The sequence below is a fragment of the Exiguobacterium sp. s181 genome, assembly GCF_018617125.1.
GTDB lineage: Bacteria > Bacillota > Bacilli > Exiguobacteriales > Exiguobacteriaceae > Exiguobacterium > Exiguobacterium profundum.
Map to the genome: position 1 here is coordinate 41,627 of NZ_JACSJM010000001.1, position 14,931 is coordinate 56,557.

Here is a 14,931-nt window from a genome sequence, read left to right on the forward strand (position 1 = left end):
TGGAAATGGTCGTATAATACATCAAACCTTGAAGGGGGAGATGTCGTGTGAAACGATTTCTCGGGAAATGTGTGGAATATGCTTTGGCCGCACTTGTTTTCGTCGGTCTGTTCTTTGTCCTCCGCGCGATTGCCGGAGACTCGGACAAAGGGTACATGTTGACATTGCTCGGTACATTTTTTCTCGTCTTACCTAGTTCGCTCTTGATTGGTTACTTTTTGGCCCGTCCGCTTCAACGTCGCCTAAATGGGAAAGGAACGGAGGCTTCGAGTGAGCATACGTTGCGCGGAACTGAAAAACCGCACGGTGTAAACGAAGATCGAAACCATTCAAACTATACCTGATGATGGAGATCACATTTATCCCTACGATTGATGCCCGTCTCATCGCACGGTTGAATCGTTCCATCCATGAGCATCACGTCCATATGAATCCGACCTTTTTTGCGGAGTATGAGGAAGAGAAGATGTACGAAGCCTTTTCGACACTGATTGGAAGACCCGGCCATCACTATATGGTGATGCAGCTTGAAGCAACTCCAATCGGTTACATATGGTTCGAAGAGAAAGTGGGTGAGGCGAACGCGTTTCGTCAAGCTGTTCGCGTGGTGTATGTTCATCACATCAGTATCGACCCCATGTATCAACGGAACGGTTACGGTCGACGTGTGATGGAATGGATGGAGCAATGGGCGCTTGACCACCAATTCAGATCGATTGAACTAGATTACTGGATGAGTAATACGGATGCCGCCTCGTTTTATGGCGAAATCGGGTTCACCCCAAAACGTCAGATTGTTATGAAAAAATTGGAGGAATAACATGATGGAATTACTCACAATTGGATTAGGAATTCTCGGAGTTCTGTCGTTAGGTTGGTTCTTTTATAGTTACTGGCTCGGATATAAGGGTGGCAATATCGTCATGACCCTCGATGAGCACTATACAAAACTAGAAGAGTACGTACCTGCTATCTTGTCGAAACTATACGAAGATGGAAAGAGCGCTCACTACCTTGGCGACCGCAAGTTTGAAGTGGAAGGCAAGCGTTACGTTCTCGTCGAACGGACTGTCCCGATCGGTCATGTTCCAACACAACAGACGGTCCTACAACCAGATCGATCATAATCAGAAAAGGGAGCTCTCTAGTCGAGAGGCTCCCTTTGTTTATTTGACGGCTGGGGGCCCGAACCCGCCGCTATGATAATCGCGGAAAGCTTGGCGGATTTCTTCTTCCGTGTTCATCACGAATGGACCATGCGCAATATAGTCTTCGCGAATCGGTTTTCCGGAATAGATGAGCACCCGTGTACGCGTCGTGGCCTTCAGTTGAAGTGTGCTCATCGCTTCAGATGTTTCATCGAACGTCAGTGTCGCCACATCAGTTTTACTGAGCGGGATTTTGGAAGACCCAACTTCAATTGAACCAGCGAGTACGTACAAAAAGCTGTTATGATTCGCAGGCAAGATGTGTTCGTATTCGCCACCTTCTTTCAGCGTTATTTCTGTCATCGTGATGGGGACGAGACTTTCCATCGGCCCTTTTACACCCGCGATTTCGCCGGAATAGACACGAAGCTGCCCGCCGTCGAAAGGAACGAGGGGTGCGTCCTCGACGTATACGTTCTGATAGGAAGTGGTTGTTGTTTTTAATGACTTCGGCAAATTCAACCAGAGCTGCAGCGTATGGATCAAATCATCGTCGACCGCTTCTTCGGCGTGTCTAGCGGCCCATCCGGCGTTCATATACTGAACATCACCGGCGTCCAAAATCGAATGTCCCCCATGATTATCAATATGTTCTAGACGACCATCGATGACATACGTGATTGTTTGAAACCCACGATGGGGATGGTCCGAAAACGTCCCACGCTTGAACCAGTCTTCTGCCATCAAAATAAATGGATCGAACTCCTCTTTTTGTTCTGGAGGTAACACCCAGCCCTGTTGCACATGGGGATACCCGTTTTGTCGATAGGAGACGCGCCAATGATGGTTCACGTCACGTATAAATGGATTTGTCACAAAGATTCACTCCTTTCTCTTCCTATCTTCCCAAAAAATATGTCTCATCGTACTATATTTGCTTCATGAATATGCAAAAAGACAGACGCATTCGCATCTGTCAGATTAAGTGTTTTGTTCAAACAGGTTATACCACTTGATGGCATCCTCACGTAGTAGCTTAAAATGGGCGCCTGTCTCTGAATTGGTCACGTACACATCTGCACCATCATAGCTAACATCAAACGTTTGGGCGCATATCCCTTGAAATAGGGTCACATAAGGTGTGGAAGCGGTCTTGCCTGCATAGGCGGTCGCGTTAGCTCGTTTGATGGCGCCAAAAATAAATTCCATTTCATCTTGACCGACATGTTGTAGGAAGGAGGCATCTTTTGATTCCGTTCCAAGGAGTGCCAAGTCATGAAAAATGACATGACGTTGACTACTTAATTTGTCGTGAATTTGTTCACTCAATTCTTTTCCATACAACAACTTGGGTTCATGATACGTCAAGGAGACGTTCTGACGATGGGCCGTTCCGTTTTTCATGAACGTAAAACTGTAGAGTGGATACTCATGACCCGGTACAAGAACCGAAGGGAGTTGCGGAGCTGTTTTGGCTCCGAACATTTGTGAAATATGCGCTTCTTTCGGTCGCAATACTTCTTGATAGTCATTTTGATCTCGGCTCGTATAAATCGCGTATTGTAACACCTCATCAGACTTTTCTGTCCCGAGCCCGAGTGACAAATAGGGATGCCTTGTTGATTCGACAGGAATGACGAGGCGGTCTTTGGCTTCGGACGATGTAAAGGTCAGTTCAAATTCACCACTGAAAGGCATCGTGATATGGAAAAGTGTATGCTCGATCCCTTTTCTTTCTGGATAGGGCTCATTACCTATCGGCTTTTTCATCTCTTGTGCGAAATGCTCATATTCATGGGGCTCAGCAAATCGGAATTTCGGAACATCCGGATAAGGTTCAGCCGTATATTGAACATCGTTTAAACTTTCAGGAAGCGTGTTAATTTCGGTGGCATATGTGACGGAATCGAGTTGACATTGGACATATGATTTATCTTCGACAGTGAAAAAAGTTGCGGTTGGAAAAGAAGATTCGGTGGCGGCATTAGTCAACGGTTGGTTCAATGTGACCGTCCCGAGCCAATGTCTTTCACCACTTGGAATTCTTTGAATCGCGTTGTCAGGCTGACATAACTCGATAATCGCTGCACGATCCGATTCGGGCATTTCAATTTGTTGTCCGTTTGGTAACAGGGCACGTCCTTGATAATATTCAGGAGCGGGTTGGAGTCGGAGTGCGCGTTCTTCCTCGCATCCGAATAAGAAAAACAGGATGACGAGGGTACTGAAAATCAGGTACTTTTTCACATCGGTACTCTCCTTCGATGAATCACTTTCACCATTCTAGCACCAATTTTTTGTGACTTTAGTCTTAGGAAAATTAATTTGTTATTTCGAAAAAAAATCAAAAAAACCGTCCAACTTGAACTGGACGGGGTATAAAACCATTTATGACTTATTTTTACTTTTTAACTTTTTTGTATGTCGATTTTTGACGAAAAAACGTTGATATTACGAGACATTGAAAAAAGCCGATTATTCTTCTAAATTATCACTTTATAATTCACTGGGATTTATTTGATGAAGTTTCCTTCAATCAACATCTCGACCGCGTGCCGCCTTCAAAATTTCGAACCATTCTTCACGAGTGAGGTCGATTTGAAGGGCGTCGACTCCTGTCTGAACGCGCTCGATTTTTCCGGATCCGATAATCGGCATAATGTTCGCAGGGTGTTTGACGAGCCATGCATACACAATCGAATCAATTCCGCTTGCATTGTGACGTGCACGAATTTCCTCGAGTTTTTCACGAAGGGGTGCATACTGTTCATCTTTGAAGAGTTGACCACCGGCTAGTGGACTCCAAGCCATAAGTGGCATTCGTTTTTCGTGACACAAATCGACCGATCCATCCTCAAAATGTTTCAATTGCATCGGAGAGAGTTCGAGTTGATTCGTCACAAGTTGGAATGGAAGGCGAGATTGAAGCAAGTTCTGTGTAGCCGGAACATGGTTAGATACACCGAATTCACGTACTTTACCACTATCGCGCAAGGTGATGAAGGCTTCGGCAACTTCATCCGGATTCATCAGCGGATCTGGACGGTGGATGAGTAATGTATCAATGTGGTCAATGGCCAACTCTTTTAACGAAAGCTCTGCTTGCGCGATGATATGCTCTTTTGTCGTATCGTAATAATTGAGTGTTTGACCTGGGTTGAATGACCCCGTCAATTTAATTCCTGTCTTTGTGACGATCTCCATTTGATCTCGGAGTTCAGGCTTTAACTTTAAGGCTTCTCCAAATAAACCTTCACATGTGTAACCGCCATAAATGTCTGCATGGTCGAATGTCGTGATGCCAAGTTCGAGACATTGTTCGATAAACGTGAGGCGTTCCTGTGGGGTCATGTCCCAATCAGCGAGACGCCACATTCCATGGACGATGCGTGAGAATGATAATTCTTCTGTCAAAGCGATGCGTTGCATAGTAACTCCTCCTTGGTTGTCAGTCGCTCTTCATTATACGTCTTACGAGAAAAGACGTCACTTGTCACCTACTCGAGCAGTTTTGGCGTCAAATGAGCTTGTATGCGCTATGATGAGAGAGAAGAGAAATAGGAAAGAGGCGTGACAGATGAGTGACTATGAACAATATGCGGACGTCACCTTCGAGCGGGTGGGTGACTCGTTTCAGGTAGCCGCGATGCACCCAGATCTTCGATTACATGGAATTGGACGAAGTGCGGCCGTGTTTCGTTTAAAGGAGAAGAATCGTGTCATTAAAGTGTTCTTTCCAGGCTATGAACAAATCGCAACCGAAGAAGCAGCAATCTATAAAAAACTAAAGGGACTCCCTTACTTTCCGAAGTGCTATGAGTCCGGTGCGTCATATATCGTTATGGATTACATCGAAGGAAAGACGCTATTTGAGTGTCTGACGGAAGGCGTCTGGATTGACCCTTCTTACATCGAGGTAGTGGATGAAGCGCTTCGACAAGCACGGTTATTAGGACTAACGCCATCGGATGTTCACTTGCGTAATATCATTTTGACACCGAACGGGCAGATTTTCTTGATTGATTTGGCACGTTTCAGACAAGGGCAACAAATCGATCATCAGTGGGAAGACTTGAAGCGGATGTATCGATTGTATCGCTATCGTTTCATGCCGAAACAATATGATGAGTCACTGCTGAATCGAATCGCTTACTTGTATCGTAAGTTCGTGAACGACCCGGATTCTTGAACCGGGTCGTTTTTCTTTCGCTTATTAGGGAACAGGAGTAATGTGTCTAAAGTTGAGGAAGCGAAAGGGGAATGATGTATGGCTCACCGGATCTATGCGAACGAACTTGAAATGCTCCACGAATGTGTAGAAACGTGCAACTACTGCCTGGAATCTTGTTTAGAAGAAAAAGATGTTCAGATGATGGTCGATTGTATCCGACTCGACCGCGAATGTGCCGCTGCCTGTGCGTTTCTTGCCGAGGCGATGACGCGTGACTCGGCATTCGTTCCTGAACTCGCGCGAGCGTGTGCGGTCATCTGTAAAGCATGCGCACAGGAGTGCGGGAAACATAAGCACGCACATTGCCAAGAATGCGCAAGAGTTTGTACTGAATGCGCCTCGATGTGTGACCGCTTAGCCGCATGATTTGAGTGACCGGTTGATGGGACCGGTCACTTTTTTCGTGTCTTTTGAAGAGGGGATTCGTATAATGAAAAAAACGAAAAGGTGGTATGGGGATGATTCGCAATTGTCGACGAGATGATCTTCAAATGATTTTACATATTTACAATGATGCGATTGTAAACAGTACGGCCGTCTATCACTATCAACCGGTGACACTCGAGAATCGAGTGGCATGGTATGAGGAGAAGAAAGAACAAGATTGTCCAATCATCGTATGGGTCGAGGATGACGTCGTCATGGGGTTTGCGACGTTCGGGCCATTCCGTCCGTGGCCAGCGTACCATTATACGGTCGAGCATTCAGTCTACGTGCATCCCGGTTACCGCGGGAAAGGCATTGGTAACAAACTGTTAAAAGAAATCATCCGTATCGCCGAAGTGAGAGGAGTGAAAACGGTGATTGGTGGAATCGACGCATCGAACGTGACGAGTATCCGTGCGCATGAAAAAGTTGGATTCGTTCATTCCGGTACGATTCGAAATGCCGGATATAAATTCGGCAAATGGCTCGATTTATCGTTTTATCAACTTGATTTAGAAGGTCCTGCATCGCCTACGGAAGAGTGAACGGTCTAGAAAGATGGAGCCACCATACGATATACTGGAACGAGTGAATCGAATGGAGGAAATGGAATGACTGAGTACCCGAATTGCCCTAAATGCCAATCATCTTATGTGTACGAGGATGGTCCGTTGCTCGTATGCCCGGAATGTGCATATGAATGGTCACCGCGTGAGGCGGCAGAAGCGGAAGCGGCGTCACAAATCAAAGATGCGAACGGAAATCCGCTTCAAGACGGAGATACCGTCACCGTGATTAAGGATTTAAAAGTGAAAGGGACCTCGCTTGTCGTCAAACAAGGAACGAAAGTGAAGGGGATTCGACTCGTGGAAGGTGACCATGACATCGACTGTAAAATCGAGGGACTTGGTGCGATGAAACTGAAGTCGGAGTTCGTGAAGAAAATCTAATAGAAAGTCAAATTGTTGACGAATGAGGTCGTATAATGCGGTCTAGTTCGTCTTTTTTTGTAAATTGTGGCTTATGATAATATATAAGCGTATTCAAAATATAAAGGATGTAAATGAACTCTTAGAATGATTGAAATGGTGAAAAATGGTAGATTTTCCGTGTGGATATGAGATGATTGTGAAGGCATTCTAAATCGAAAAAGAGGGGGGAAGGTATGTCGTGGGACAACGATTTATATTGAAGTCGAAACAGCATATGAGTGGCGGGATCATTAAAATTGTCGTGGATCAGTATACGGGCGTGCATTACATCATGACTAGTGGCTTAGGATTGAGTGGAATGACGCCGCTCTTAGATGAACATGGAAAAGTCGTGATTGAGAAGCCGAAATCGCCTTTGTGAGAAAATCGAATGAAGAAACGATGAATTATAAAATTAAGCGCAACACCTAAAAATGAACGCACAAAAAGCCCGCAGCGACGTCCTCGTGTAGAATGAAGTTACGACACAAACATTCAGACGGAGTAATCGCTATGAGCTATATTCATCTTACTACAACGGAACGCGTGAAAATAGAGACCTATCTGGAGCTCGGGATGTCCATCCGGTCCATCGCGAGACGGCTCGGGCGACAGCCCTCGGGGAGGTCAGACGGGACCCCGACTACGTGGCTGAACGTGCCCAGAAACGCTACGAGACGGTGACGACGGACCGGGGCAAGGCGTTCAGCGGTCACGAGCGCATCCAGGCGTCACTCGGCGTGCCGATGTATTTCGCCGACCCGTACGCATCGTGGCAACGGGGGAGCAACGAGAACGCCAACGGGCTCCTCCGCGAGTTCTTCCCGAAAGGAACGGACTTCGCGCAGGTGGCGCACAACGATCTCGCGGACGCGCTCGCCAAGATCAACGGGCGGCCGAGAAAATGCCTGAACTGGAAAACCGCACACGAGGCCTTCACCGAGGAAGTGTTGCGCTTAATTTGACAAACCGTCATTTTCTTTAATATCAATACTCTTGTGAAATGGCGCCCGTTCACCTTCAAATAGAATACATCAACCAAATAAAGAACGCGTTTTTTACGCGAGGCTCTGTCCTTCAGATATCAAGTTAGATATTTCCTTCGCGTGTCACTAGACGCGCCCACGGTCTTGCTTTTGACGTTGCCCTTAAGCTCCGTGCCTCCGTCAGAAAGGGCCAGTAGCTCTTGTTATCGGGCCGTCAGGGGGGAGCGGTGCGATGAGCCCGAATCACCATTCCTTCTCCCATGCCCCATCTTCAGAGACTCCCCAATCCTCGAACCGATACTTGATGAGCCAATGCACATGCATCACTTCATATTCGAATACATCCCTGGACAGCTCTGAGACGACGAAGCTGACGTCCCCATCCGCCACCACCCACGTCCCGTATAGATACACTTTCTTGATCGGACGCTCTTCAGCATACAGAACCAGGCTGACAAGCCTGGTTCTGTATTGATTGTATTACGAGAAGAACGGTTTGTACTCGCGACGTTCATGCATGATGGACACCCATTGAAGCGTCGTGAACTCTTCGAGTACCCATTCGCCGTTGAATCGTCCGAGACCAGAGTTTTTCTCGCCTCCGAACGGCATGTGTGGTTCATCATTGACCGATTGGTCGTTGACGTGAATCATGCCGGTTTCGACTTTTCGTGCAAAGTTGGTTGCACGGTAAACCGATCCGTGAACGGCACCACTCAATCCATATGGTAACTCATTCGAGAGACGGAGCGCCTCCTCGTCATCTTTAAAGGAGAGAATGACAGCTACCGGGCCAAAGATTTCATTTTTCGCGAGCGGCATGTCATTTGTGACGCCACTGAGGACGGTCGGTTCGAGGACGTTGCCGTCCGCTGTCCCGCCAGTATGAACGGTCGCACCGGCATCAACCGTTTTCTCGATTTGGTCTAAGATGCGATCGACTTGATCATGGTCGATGAGCGGGCCGACTTGCGTATCTTTTTCATTCGGGTCACCCGCTTTCAACTGTTTAACGCGCTCGACATAGCGCTCCACGAATTCGTCATGAATCGACTCGGCGACGAGGATTCGGTTCGTCGACATACAGATTTGTCCTTGGTGGAAGAACTTGCTGTAGACAGCTGATTCGACGGCGCGGTCGAGGTCGGCATCATCGAGCACGACGAATACGTTATTTCCCCCGAGTTCAAGTGCTGTTTTCTTCAACAAGCGACCTGCCTTTTCTGCGATTCCTTGCCCGACCTCAGTCGAACCTGTGAACGAGATGAGACGTGGGATTGGATGTTCGACAATGGCGTCCCCGATCTCAGACCCTCGACCGACGACAACGTTGAGCACACCATTTGGAAGACCTGCTTCTTCAAAGAGGGATGCGAATAGAAGCCCACCCGTGACAGGTGTCGCAGTGGCTGGTTTGACGACGACCGTATTCCCGGTTGCAAGAGCTGTCACGATTGAACGGACAGCCAAGTGGAATGGGAAGTTCCATGGGCTGATGATGCCGATGACCCCAAGTGGTTTGCGATATACCCGGTTCTCTTTATTCGGCACGATCGATGGTTTGATAAGCCCATCCATACGGAAAGGGAACGTCGCGGCCTCTTTGATGATAGCCATCGATGCAGCAAATTCGCCTTCTGCTTTAATACGTGTACTACCGGATTCCTTCACAAGCCAATCGACAATATAGTCTTTATTGTCCATCGTGATCTGAGCAAACTTCTCAATCAACTCACGGCGTACTTGTGGAAGCATGTCGGCCCAGTCCATCTGAGACGCTTTGGCTGCTTCATAAGCACGATTCAAGTCCTCTTCATCCGCTGATTGAATCGAGAAGAGAGTCTCGTTCGAGAACGGATTGACGTTGTCGATCGACTTTTCACTTGATCCATTTACCCACTCACCATTGATGTACATGTTCGTAAAATCTGTATGCATATTTGAACACTCCTTTGTTTTTTCTTCACCATAAGAAGTATTCACTTGTTTTAGAAAAATAAACATCTGAAAGTGTAACTAACTTGTTTTACAAAGTAGTTGCAAATGGGATTGGTTTCCATTACTATTATGTATAACAAGATAGTTGATTGAAAGTGAGGTCACGCCATGGCAATGAGTCAAATGTTAAAAGGTCTGCTTGAAGGGTGTCTTTTAGCCATTATTAGTAAAGGTGAGACATATGGATATGAAATGTCTGAGAAACTACAGAATTATGGTTTCGCAATGGTGAGCGAAGGAAGTATATACCCGGTATTACTGCGTATGAAAAAAGATGGGTGGGTCGAAACGATTCAAAAGACTTTACCCTCAGGAGGTCCAAAACGGAAGTACTATATTCTGACAGAAGCCGGGCAACAGGAATTACTCGCATTTAAACAACGATGGGCTGAAGTATCGAATGGTGTGAACCGTGTACTCGAGGAGGATGAATAAGTATGGAACTTTCAAAGAAAAGTCGTGATTTTTTAGATGATTTGTCGGTATACCTGATATCAAGTGGGAAATCTGAGACTGAGGTGAAAGATATTGTCTTTGAATTAGAGGATCACTTGCTAGAAGCGGAGCAAGCAGGGAAGAATGTGGACGATGTCATTGGACAAAGTCCGAAATCCTATATGCAATATATTGGTCGCGAGATGGCATTCGATAAGAAAGGGTTTATGAAAATCATTGCAATGATCATCCTCAACCTATTCGCTTATATCATCATCGGAAACTTCATTCAAGGTGAGATGACGTTCTCGACGATTCAAATGATTGGGTTTCCACTAGTAGCCTTACTGTTCTTATTGGCCGCCTCACAAGCATTCCGAGCGATGTCGATTCGCACAAAAGAAAGCAAATTTAGAAACATACTAACTTATGCCTTACTTGCTACATTACCAATGTTATCTTTTCTCGGCTTGATGATGCTTGATATTTTCATTGAGACACCAACAGTTACATTCGGTTCGATTGGTCAACTTGCATTATTCGTAGTTGCTGTGGTCATATTACTTATAACCTCCATATGGACAAAAACATGGATTAATTTAATCATCCCGATTCTTTTGTACGTACCTCAATATGCATTTTCCCGCACAAGCTTACCATTTGAGCAACAATCGATTTTTTCGATGTTGATTTTATTCGTCGGAATGGCAACTTTCTTTCTTGTCTGGGCCAAGAAGAATAAAGAGGACAGAGTCTGATGTTTCAGCGACTCGGTTTGTGGAGTTTCTTACTTCTGCCTTGGGCGTTTTTTGTGGCGGCAATGGATTATGTTTGGGGTTTTCCATTTGGATATTTAATTGTACCGATTGTCATTTGGTGGGTAACGAAGCAATCTTTGAGACATTTACGAATACGCTTTGTATTAGCTTCCTTGCTTGGATCATATGGTGTGTCGGTTTATTTTGCCTACTTGTTTGAGAACGATTGGGGATACTTCTTCAAGCCGTTAAATCTAATGGGGATTGTTCATATGTGGTCGGTCGCGATATTGATTGGGGTACTTGTGATATTGATTAATTATGGAGCTCAAAAATCAAACCAGTCATCTAATAGACATTGAGAGGGGGATACGTCATATCTCCCTTTTTTGATGTTCGTTTCTACTTCCTGTACAGTTAGACGAAGAGAGGGGTTAGAAAGAAATATGAAACGTTATGAAGCGATTTTATTTGATATTGATGACACGCTACTAGATTTTAAACAAAGTGAACATGTCGCCTTGGAACAGTTACTTGCATCCTACAATGTCCGGATGACGGATGAGGTGAAGTCGCGCTATGTCGACATCAACACGGGCCTGTGGCGTGCGTTTGAGCGCGGCGAAGTGGACCGGGAAGAAGTGCTCATCGGTCGTCATACGAAACTGTTCGATTCGCTCGGTCTCACGGTCGATGGACCATATGTCGAACAGCAATATCGAGACTATTTACATGCAGGCGTACACATGATTGATGGTGCTTTGGAGGTCGTGCGAAAGCTGAGCAACGATTATCCGCTCTATATCGTCACAAACGGTGTGACGGAGACGCAATTCAAACGGTTAGAGTCATCTGGACTATTGCCTTACTTCCAAGATGTCTTCGTATCGGATGCGACCGGCTCGCAAAAACCAATGAAACCGTTTTTCGACTACGTCTTCGACCGAATCCCGAATGTAGCGCCAGAGAAAGGTTTGATTATCGGTGACTCGGTCACGGCAGACATCGCCGGTGGGCGGATGTATGGTTTGGATACGTGCTGGTTCAATCCGAACGAAGTCGCCGCGACGATTGAGTCAACGTATGAGATTCGACATTTAAACGAGTTGAAATCGCTTCTCTACGTTCAAGCCGGATTGAGTGAATGAGCTGGCAAGCGATTTGGTAGTTGAGCAAGTACTTCCGGATAGAGCGTGACGTCTTGAAGACGGTCAAGCTTTTGCCAACGATAAATCAGGTGATCTCCTTCGGGTCCATAGAAGTCTCCGTCTTGGAGCGGGAGGTTACCGTCTACATAAAAGTACAGTCCAATCTCATGAAACGGCTGGTCATTATAGGTAAACAAGTTCTCGTGCACGAAGGCGAACGTGGTATCGGTCACACGCATGTTCAATTCTTCATGTAACTCGCGTGCGAGGGCGGTTGCGGCCTCTTCACCGAGCGTGACGCGACCGCCGGGTAATGCCCAAAAGTCATCCCGGACGTTTCGGTGAATCAATACGTGACCGTCTTTCACAAAAATACCGGCAACGCGGTAATTGAAAACGCCGTGTTCAGTAGGAAATACGAGATCCATCTATATCACTTCCAATCATTGTAATCTGTTCTAGTATACCTGAAGGAGGGATCATATGTTTCAACCACATACGCAATATCGAGATGAAGATTTTCGTGACGTGACACTCCGTGACGAAGTGTTGTCACACGTTACGTTCGAGAACTGTCGCTTCACATACGTTGATGCGACGGAACTACAGACGGAACGCTGTCAGTTCATCAACTGCGACTTCACGGATTCAAAATGGAATGCGTCCCGTCATGTTGGGAGTTCATTTTTGAACTGTCAATTCCATGGTGCCAATTTGTTCACGAGTGAGTTTGAACAATGTAAAATGACCGGGTCTTCCTTTGAAGAAAGTCAGTTTGAAGGTGTCCTTGTAACGGAAGGGGACTGGTCGTTCGTCAACCTTCGTCACGTGTCGCTCAAAAAAATGGATTGGTCCCATGTACGCTTAGTCGAAGCGGACCTATACGGAACGGACTTGACCGAGACGGTCTGGCATCAGGCGGACTTGTCACGGGCGACACTTCAACATGCGGTGTGCCGTGGTGCCGACTTCAGAGGGGCACTCGTCGACGGGGTTGATTTTTCGAACGTGACGTTACAACAAACAAAACTAGACGCGATGCAGGCGATTCAAGTCGCGCGCTCATTGGGGGCGATTGTAGAATGAAACCAGAACAAATCATTGAGCAGTTGACTGCGTTCGCAAAAGAACGCGAGCACATTCGAACGGTCGTCTTGAACGGCTCACTCGTCAATCCGAACATCCGACCAGACCCGTACCAGGATGTCGACCTTGCCTTTTATGTGGAAGACGTCCGAGCGGTTGCGGCCGATCGCTCATGGATTGACACGTTTGGAGAGGTATTAATCATGCAGACACCTGATACGGCTGATTCCGGACGACATGTAACGTTTTTAGTGCAATATGTAGACGGACATCGGATTGATTTGACGATTCGGAGTGTGGATCAACTTGAAACCATGCTCGAAGCCGACTCGCTCAGTCAAATTATCTTCGACCGAGATCATCATCCAGTCGTCACGCCGTCAGACATGTCGTATCGTGTGAAACGTCCGTCTGCTGACGAGTATGCGGCATGTTGGAATGAGTTTTGGTGGGTGTCACTTTATGTTGTCAAAGGAATCAAGCGACACCAGGTGTTATACGCGCTCGACCACCTCGACATCATGCGGAATATGCTCCGTCAGATGATGGAGTGGAACATTGGCTATGCGACGGAATTCTCCGTGAATCTCGGGAAGTCCGGTGACGGGATCCGCGACCATTTGCCAGAAGAGTTATGGGAGATGCTCACGGCAACATACGCTTCAGCTGAGTTGAGTGCCATTGAAGACACACATGACCGCCTGCAATCACTCTTCTTCTTTTGCGCGCAGCGTGTCGCGGAACAAGGTGATTTCGTCTTCCGGGAAGAAGAAGCCAGACGCGTCCGTGCCGCATGTGCTACACTTCGACATTCGAACGATTAATGAGGCCGAGAGCCGGGAAACGCTCCTTATAGAGAAAGGAGCGTTTTTTCATGAACCCATATACGACATTTATTGCTCTTCTAGTCGGAAGTCTTGTCCTCTTTGTCGGCATTCGTTTAAAGAAATGGCCAATCATTTTGGTTGCGATGCTTCCCCTTGGTCTCGTCGCATTTAATATGTTCTTACTCATCACGGGGCGCTAGGACATGTTCACTTGTCTTTTCGATACATCGATTTGATGAAGAAGGCACTCGGTAACAAAATACCGATGGCGCCTTCGATGATGGCGAATAATCGGGTCAAACCAATCGGCAACAAATCACCAAATCCGATTGATAATAAAGTGACCCCGCTGAAATACAGGAGGTTTTCCCAAGTCGGTTCAACGGCATTCATGGATTCGAGTGAAGTCACAAGAATGACTGAATCACGAGACAAAGCATAATAAATCAATGTGAATCCTAACATGACACCAAGTAGGCTGACGAACAACTGAGCGAACAATCTCCCGTCAAATCCTGTTTGCTTGTACGTTTTACGTTTGAAAAACCAAAACACGTTCAAACTGATGAAGAGTAAGGCAATCGTCAATAAAATCGTATTCAATCCGGACACATCCTTTTCATGTAAATGAGTTCATTTATCCATTCCCTAAGCGATGAATGAAAAACAGAATCAGAAAAGGTTTGCAATTGATGAAAAGATTGATAGAATGTGGTCGAAGACGACTGAATTTCATAATGTTTGCCACTAGGGGAGTCGCGTCACGCGGCTGAGATGGACATGGTCCAGACCCTTCGAACCTGATCTAGTTCACGCTAGCGTAGGGAAGTGGGCGATACGACTCATATGGCTTTTACCTAGATATGACTGTTCGAGACGCCGCTTCCGTTATGGGAGGCGGCGTCTTTTTTATCAGT

The 14,931-nt window shown here is 46.4% G+C and carries 23 protein-coding genes, 1 pseudogene and 1 riboswitch; of the genes and pseudogenes, 17 read left to right on the forward strand and 7 right to left on the reverse strand.

Features of this window, described 5'->3' with window-relative positions:
• Positions 1-47 precede the first annotated feature (47 nt).
• From KNO70_RS00290 to KNO70_RS00300, 3 genes are read left to right on the forward strand one after another with little or no spacing between them, the layout of a single operon-like run.
• Positions 48-344: a hypothetical protein gene (locus tag KNO70_RS00290; RefSeq protein WP_078147826.1), complete on the forward strand. Its 297-nt coding sequence runs from the start codon at positions 48-50 to the stop codon at positions 342-344.
• Positions 345-346: 2 nt separating this feature from the next.
• A complete protein-coding gene (locus KNO70_RS00295) occupies positions 347-820 on the forward strand; it encodes a GNAT family N-acetyltransferase (protein WP_168169880.1) in 474 nt (157 codons plus the stop codon).
• 4 nt (positions 821-824) lie between these two features.
• Entirely contained in the window at positions 825-1,127 is a 303-nt protein-coding gene (locus KNO70_RS00300; protein ID WP_012727591.1) for a hypothetical protein, read from the forward strand.
• A gap of 39 nt (positions 1,128-1,166) precedes the next feature.
• Here the strand turns inward: KNO70_RS00300 and KNO70_RS00305 are convergent, their stop codons facing one another.
• From KNO70_RS00305 to KNO70_RS00315, 3 genes are all read right to left on the reverse strand, one after another.
• On the reverse strand, positions 1,167-2,024 hold the full coding sequence (locus KNO70_RS00305) for a pirin family protein (protein WP_078147824.1): 858 nt from the start codon (positions 2,022-2,024) through the stop codon (positions 1,167-1,169).
• A gap of 105 nt (positions 2,025-2,129) precedes the next feature.
• Positions 2,130-3,395 (reverse strand): hypothetical protein, encoded by a 1,266-nt coding sequence (locus KNO70_RS00310; RefSeq protein ID WP_078147823.1) that lies wholly within the window; start codon positions 3,393-3,395, stop codon positions 2,130-2,132.
• A 285-nt stretch (positions 3,396-3,680) separates the two neighbouring features.
• Complete coding sequence (locus tag KNO70_RS00315) at positions 3,681-4,577, reverse strand: aldo/keto reductase (protein ID WP_214810695.1); 897 nt, start codon at positions 4,575-4,577, stop codon at positions 3,681-3,683.
• A gap of 148 nt (positions 4,578-4,725) precedes the next feature.
• Between KNO70_RS00315 and KNO70_RS00320 the strand changes: the two genes are divergently transcribed.
• From KNO70_RS00320 to KNO70_RS00345, 7 genes and pseudogenes are all read left to right on the forward strand, one after another.
• Entirely contained in the window at positions 4,726-5,337 is a 612-nt protein-coding gene (locus tag KNO70_RS00320; RefSeq protein WP_214685236.1) for a protein kinase family protein, read from the forward strand.
• A gap of 78 nt (positions 5,338-5,415) precedes the next feature.
• Positions 5,416-5,745, forward strand: a complete 330-nt coding sequence (locus KNO70_RS00325) for a four-helix bundle copper-binding protein (RefSeq protein WP_012727586.1) — start codon at positions 5,416-5,418, stop codon at positions 5,743-5,745.
• A gap of 92 nt (positions 5,746-5,837) precedes the next feature.
• Positions 5,838-6,350 carry a GNAT family N-acetyltransferase gene (locus KNO70_RS00330; RefSeq protein ID WP_078147820.1) on the forward strand — a complete coding sequence of 171 codons (513 nt, stop codon included), beginning with the start codon at positions 5,838-5,840 and terminating at the stop codon, positions 6,348-6,350.
• 66 nt (positions 6,351-6,416) lie between these two features.
• Positions 6,417-6,755, forward strand: coding sequence for a zinc ribbon domain-containing protein YjdM (locus KNO70_RS00335; RefSeq protein ID WP_078147819.1), 339 nt, complete (start codon positions 6,417-6,419; stop codon positions 6,753-6,755).
• A gap of 220 nt (positions 6,756-6,975) precedes the next feature.
• Complete coding sequence (locus KNO70_RS00340) at positions 6,976-7,158, forward strand: DUF6440 family protein (protein WP_211782102.1); 183 nt, start codon at positions 6,976-6,978, stop codon at positions 7,156-7,158.
• 131 nt (positions 7,159-7,289) lie between these two features.
• Positions 7,290-7,460, forward strand: a complete 171-nt coding sequence (locus tag KNO70_RS16055) for a helix-turn-helix domain-containing protein (RefSeq protein WP_251025495.1) — start codon at positions 7,290-7,292, stop codon at positions 7,458-7,460.
• Positions 7,448-7,741: pseudogene (locus KNO70_RS00345) on the forward strand (IS30 family transposase); the annotation flags it as partial. The gene KNO70_RS16055 and the pseudogene KNO70_RS00345, both read left to right, overlap by 13 nt.
• A 264-nt stretch (positions 7,742-8,005) precedes the next feature.
• Here the strand turns inward: KNO70_RS00345 and KNO70_RS00350 are convergent.
• Together KNO70_RS00350 and KNO70_RS00355 are read right to left on the reverse strand one after the other, a co-directional pair.
• Positions 8,006-8,152, reverse strand: a complete 147-nt coding sequence (locus tag KNO70_RS00350; protein ID WP_214687673.1) for a hypothetical protein — start codon at positions 8,150-8,152, stop codon at positions 8,006-8,008.
• Between the two features lie 90 nt (positions 8,153-8,242).
• On the reverse strand, positions 8,243-9,700 hold the full coding sequence (locus KNO70_RS00355; protein ID WP_214687672.1) for an aldehyde dehydrogenase family protein: 1,458 nt from the start codon (positions 9,698-9,700) through the stop codon (positions 8,243-8,245).
• A gap of 168 nt (positions 9,701-9,868) precedes the next feature.
• Between KNO70_RS00355 and KNO70_RS00360 the strand changes: the two genes are divergently transcribed.
• The 4 genes from KNO70_RS00360 to KNO70_RS00375 all read left to right on the forward strand — a co-directional run bounded on the left by KNO70_RS00360 (position 9,869) and on the right by KNO70_RS00375 (position 12,101).
• Positions 9,869-10,195, forward strand: coding sequence for a PadR family transcriptional regulator (locus tag KNO70_RS00360; RefSeq protein WP_074035498.1), 327 nt, complete (start codon positions 9,869-9,871; stop codon positions 10,193-10,195).
• 2 nt (positions 10,196-10,197) lie between these two features.
• Positions 10,198-10,953 (forward strand): HAAS domain-containing protein, encoded by a 756-nt coding sequence (locus KNO70_RS00365; RefSeq protein ID WP_214687671.1) that lies wholly within the window; start codon positions 10,198-10,200, stop codon positions 10,951-10,953.
• On the forward strand, positions 10,953-11,315 hold the full coding sequence (locus KNO70_RS00370) for a hypothetical protein (RefSeq protein WP_214810698.1): 363 nt from the start codon (positions 10,953-10,955) through the stop codon (positions 11,313-11,315). Before KNO70_RS00365 ends, KNO70_RS00370 begins: the two co-directional genes overlap by 1 nt.
• 84 nt (positions 11,316-11,399) lie before the next feature.
• Complete coding sequence (locus KNO70_RS00375; RefSeq protein ID WP_078147816.1) at positions 11,400-12,101, forward strand: YjjG family noncanonical pyrimidine nucleotidase; 702 nt, start codon at positions 11,400-11,402, stop codon at positions 12,099-12,101.
• Here the strand turns inward: KNO70_RS00375 and KNO70_RS00380 are convergent.
• Entirely contained in the window at positions 12,080-12,529 is a 450-nt protein-coding gene (locus KNO70_RS00380) for an NUDIX hydrolase (RefSeq protein ID WP_214810705.1), read from the reverse strand. The genes KNO70_RS00375 and KNO70_RS00380 overlap by 22 nt on opposite strands.
• A 55-nt stretch (positions 12,530-12,584) precedes the next feature.
• On the opposite strand from KNO70_RS00380, the gene KNO70_RS00385 reads away from it, so the two are divergent.
• The 3 genes from KNO70_RS00385 to KNO70_RS00395 are packed head-to-tail and all read left to right on the forward strand — an operon-like array spanning position 12,585 to position 14,214.
• Complete coding sequence (locus tag KNO70_RS00385; protein WP_031421956.1) at positions 12,585-13,187, forward strand: pentapeptide repeat-containing protein; 603 nt, start codon at positions 12,585-12,587, stop codon at positions 13,185-13,187.
• Positions 13,184-14,011 carry an aminoglycoside 6-adenylyltransferase gene (locus KNO70_RS00390; RefSeq protein ID WP_078147814.1) on the forward strand — a complete coding sequence of 276 codons (828 nt, stop codon included), beginning with the start codon at positions 13,184-13,186 and terminating at the stop codon, positions 14,009-14,011. The genes KNO70_RS00385 and KNO70_RS00390 overlap by 4 nt, the downstream gene beginning before the upstream one ends.
• 50 nt (positions 14,012-14,061) lie before the next feature.
• Complete coding sequence (locus tag KNO70_RS00395; RefSeq protein WP_012727577.1) at positions 14,062-14,214, forward strand: hypothetical protein; 153 nt, start codon at positions 14,062-14,064, stop codon at positions 14,212-14,214.
• Between the two features lie 7 nt (positions 14,215-14,221).
• Here KNO70_RS00395 and KNO70_RS00400 read toward each other — a convergent pair whose 3' ends face one another.
• Positions 14,222-14,626 (reverse strand): ion channel, encoded by a 405-nt coding sequence (locus KNO70_RS00400; protein WP_240499863.1) that lies wholly within the window; start codon positions 14,624-14,626, stop codon positions 14,222-14,224.
• A 127-nt stretch (positions 14,627-14,753) separates the two neighbouring features.
• Positions 14,754-14,858: riboswitch (TPP riboswitch) on the forward strand.
• Positions 14,859-14,931: the final 73 nt, after the last annotated feature.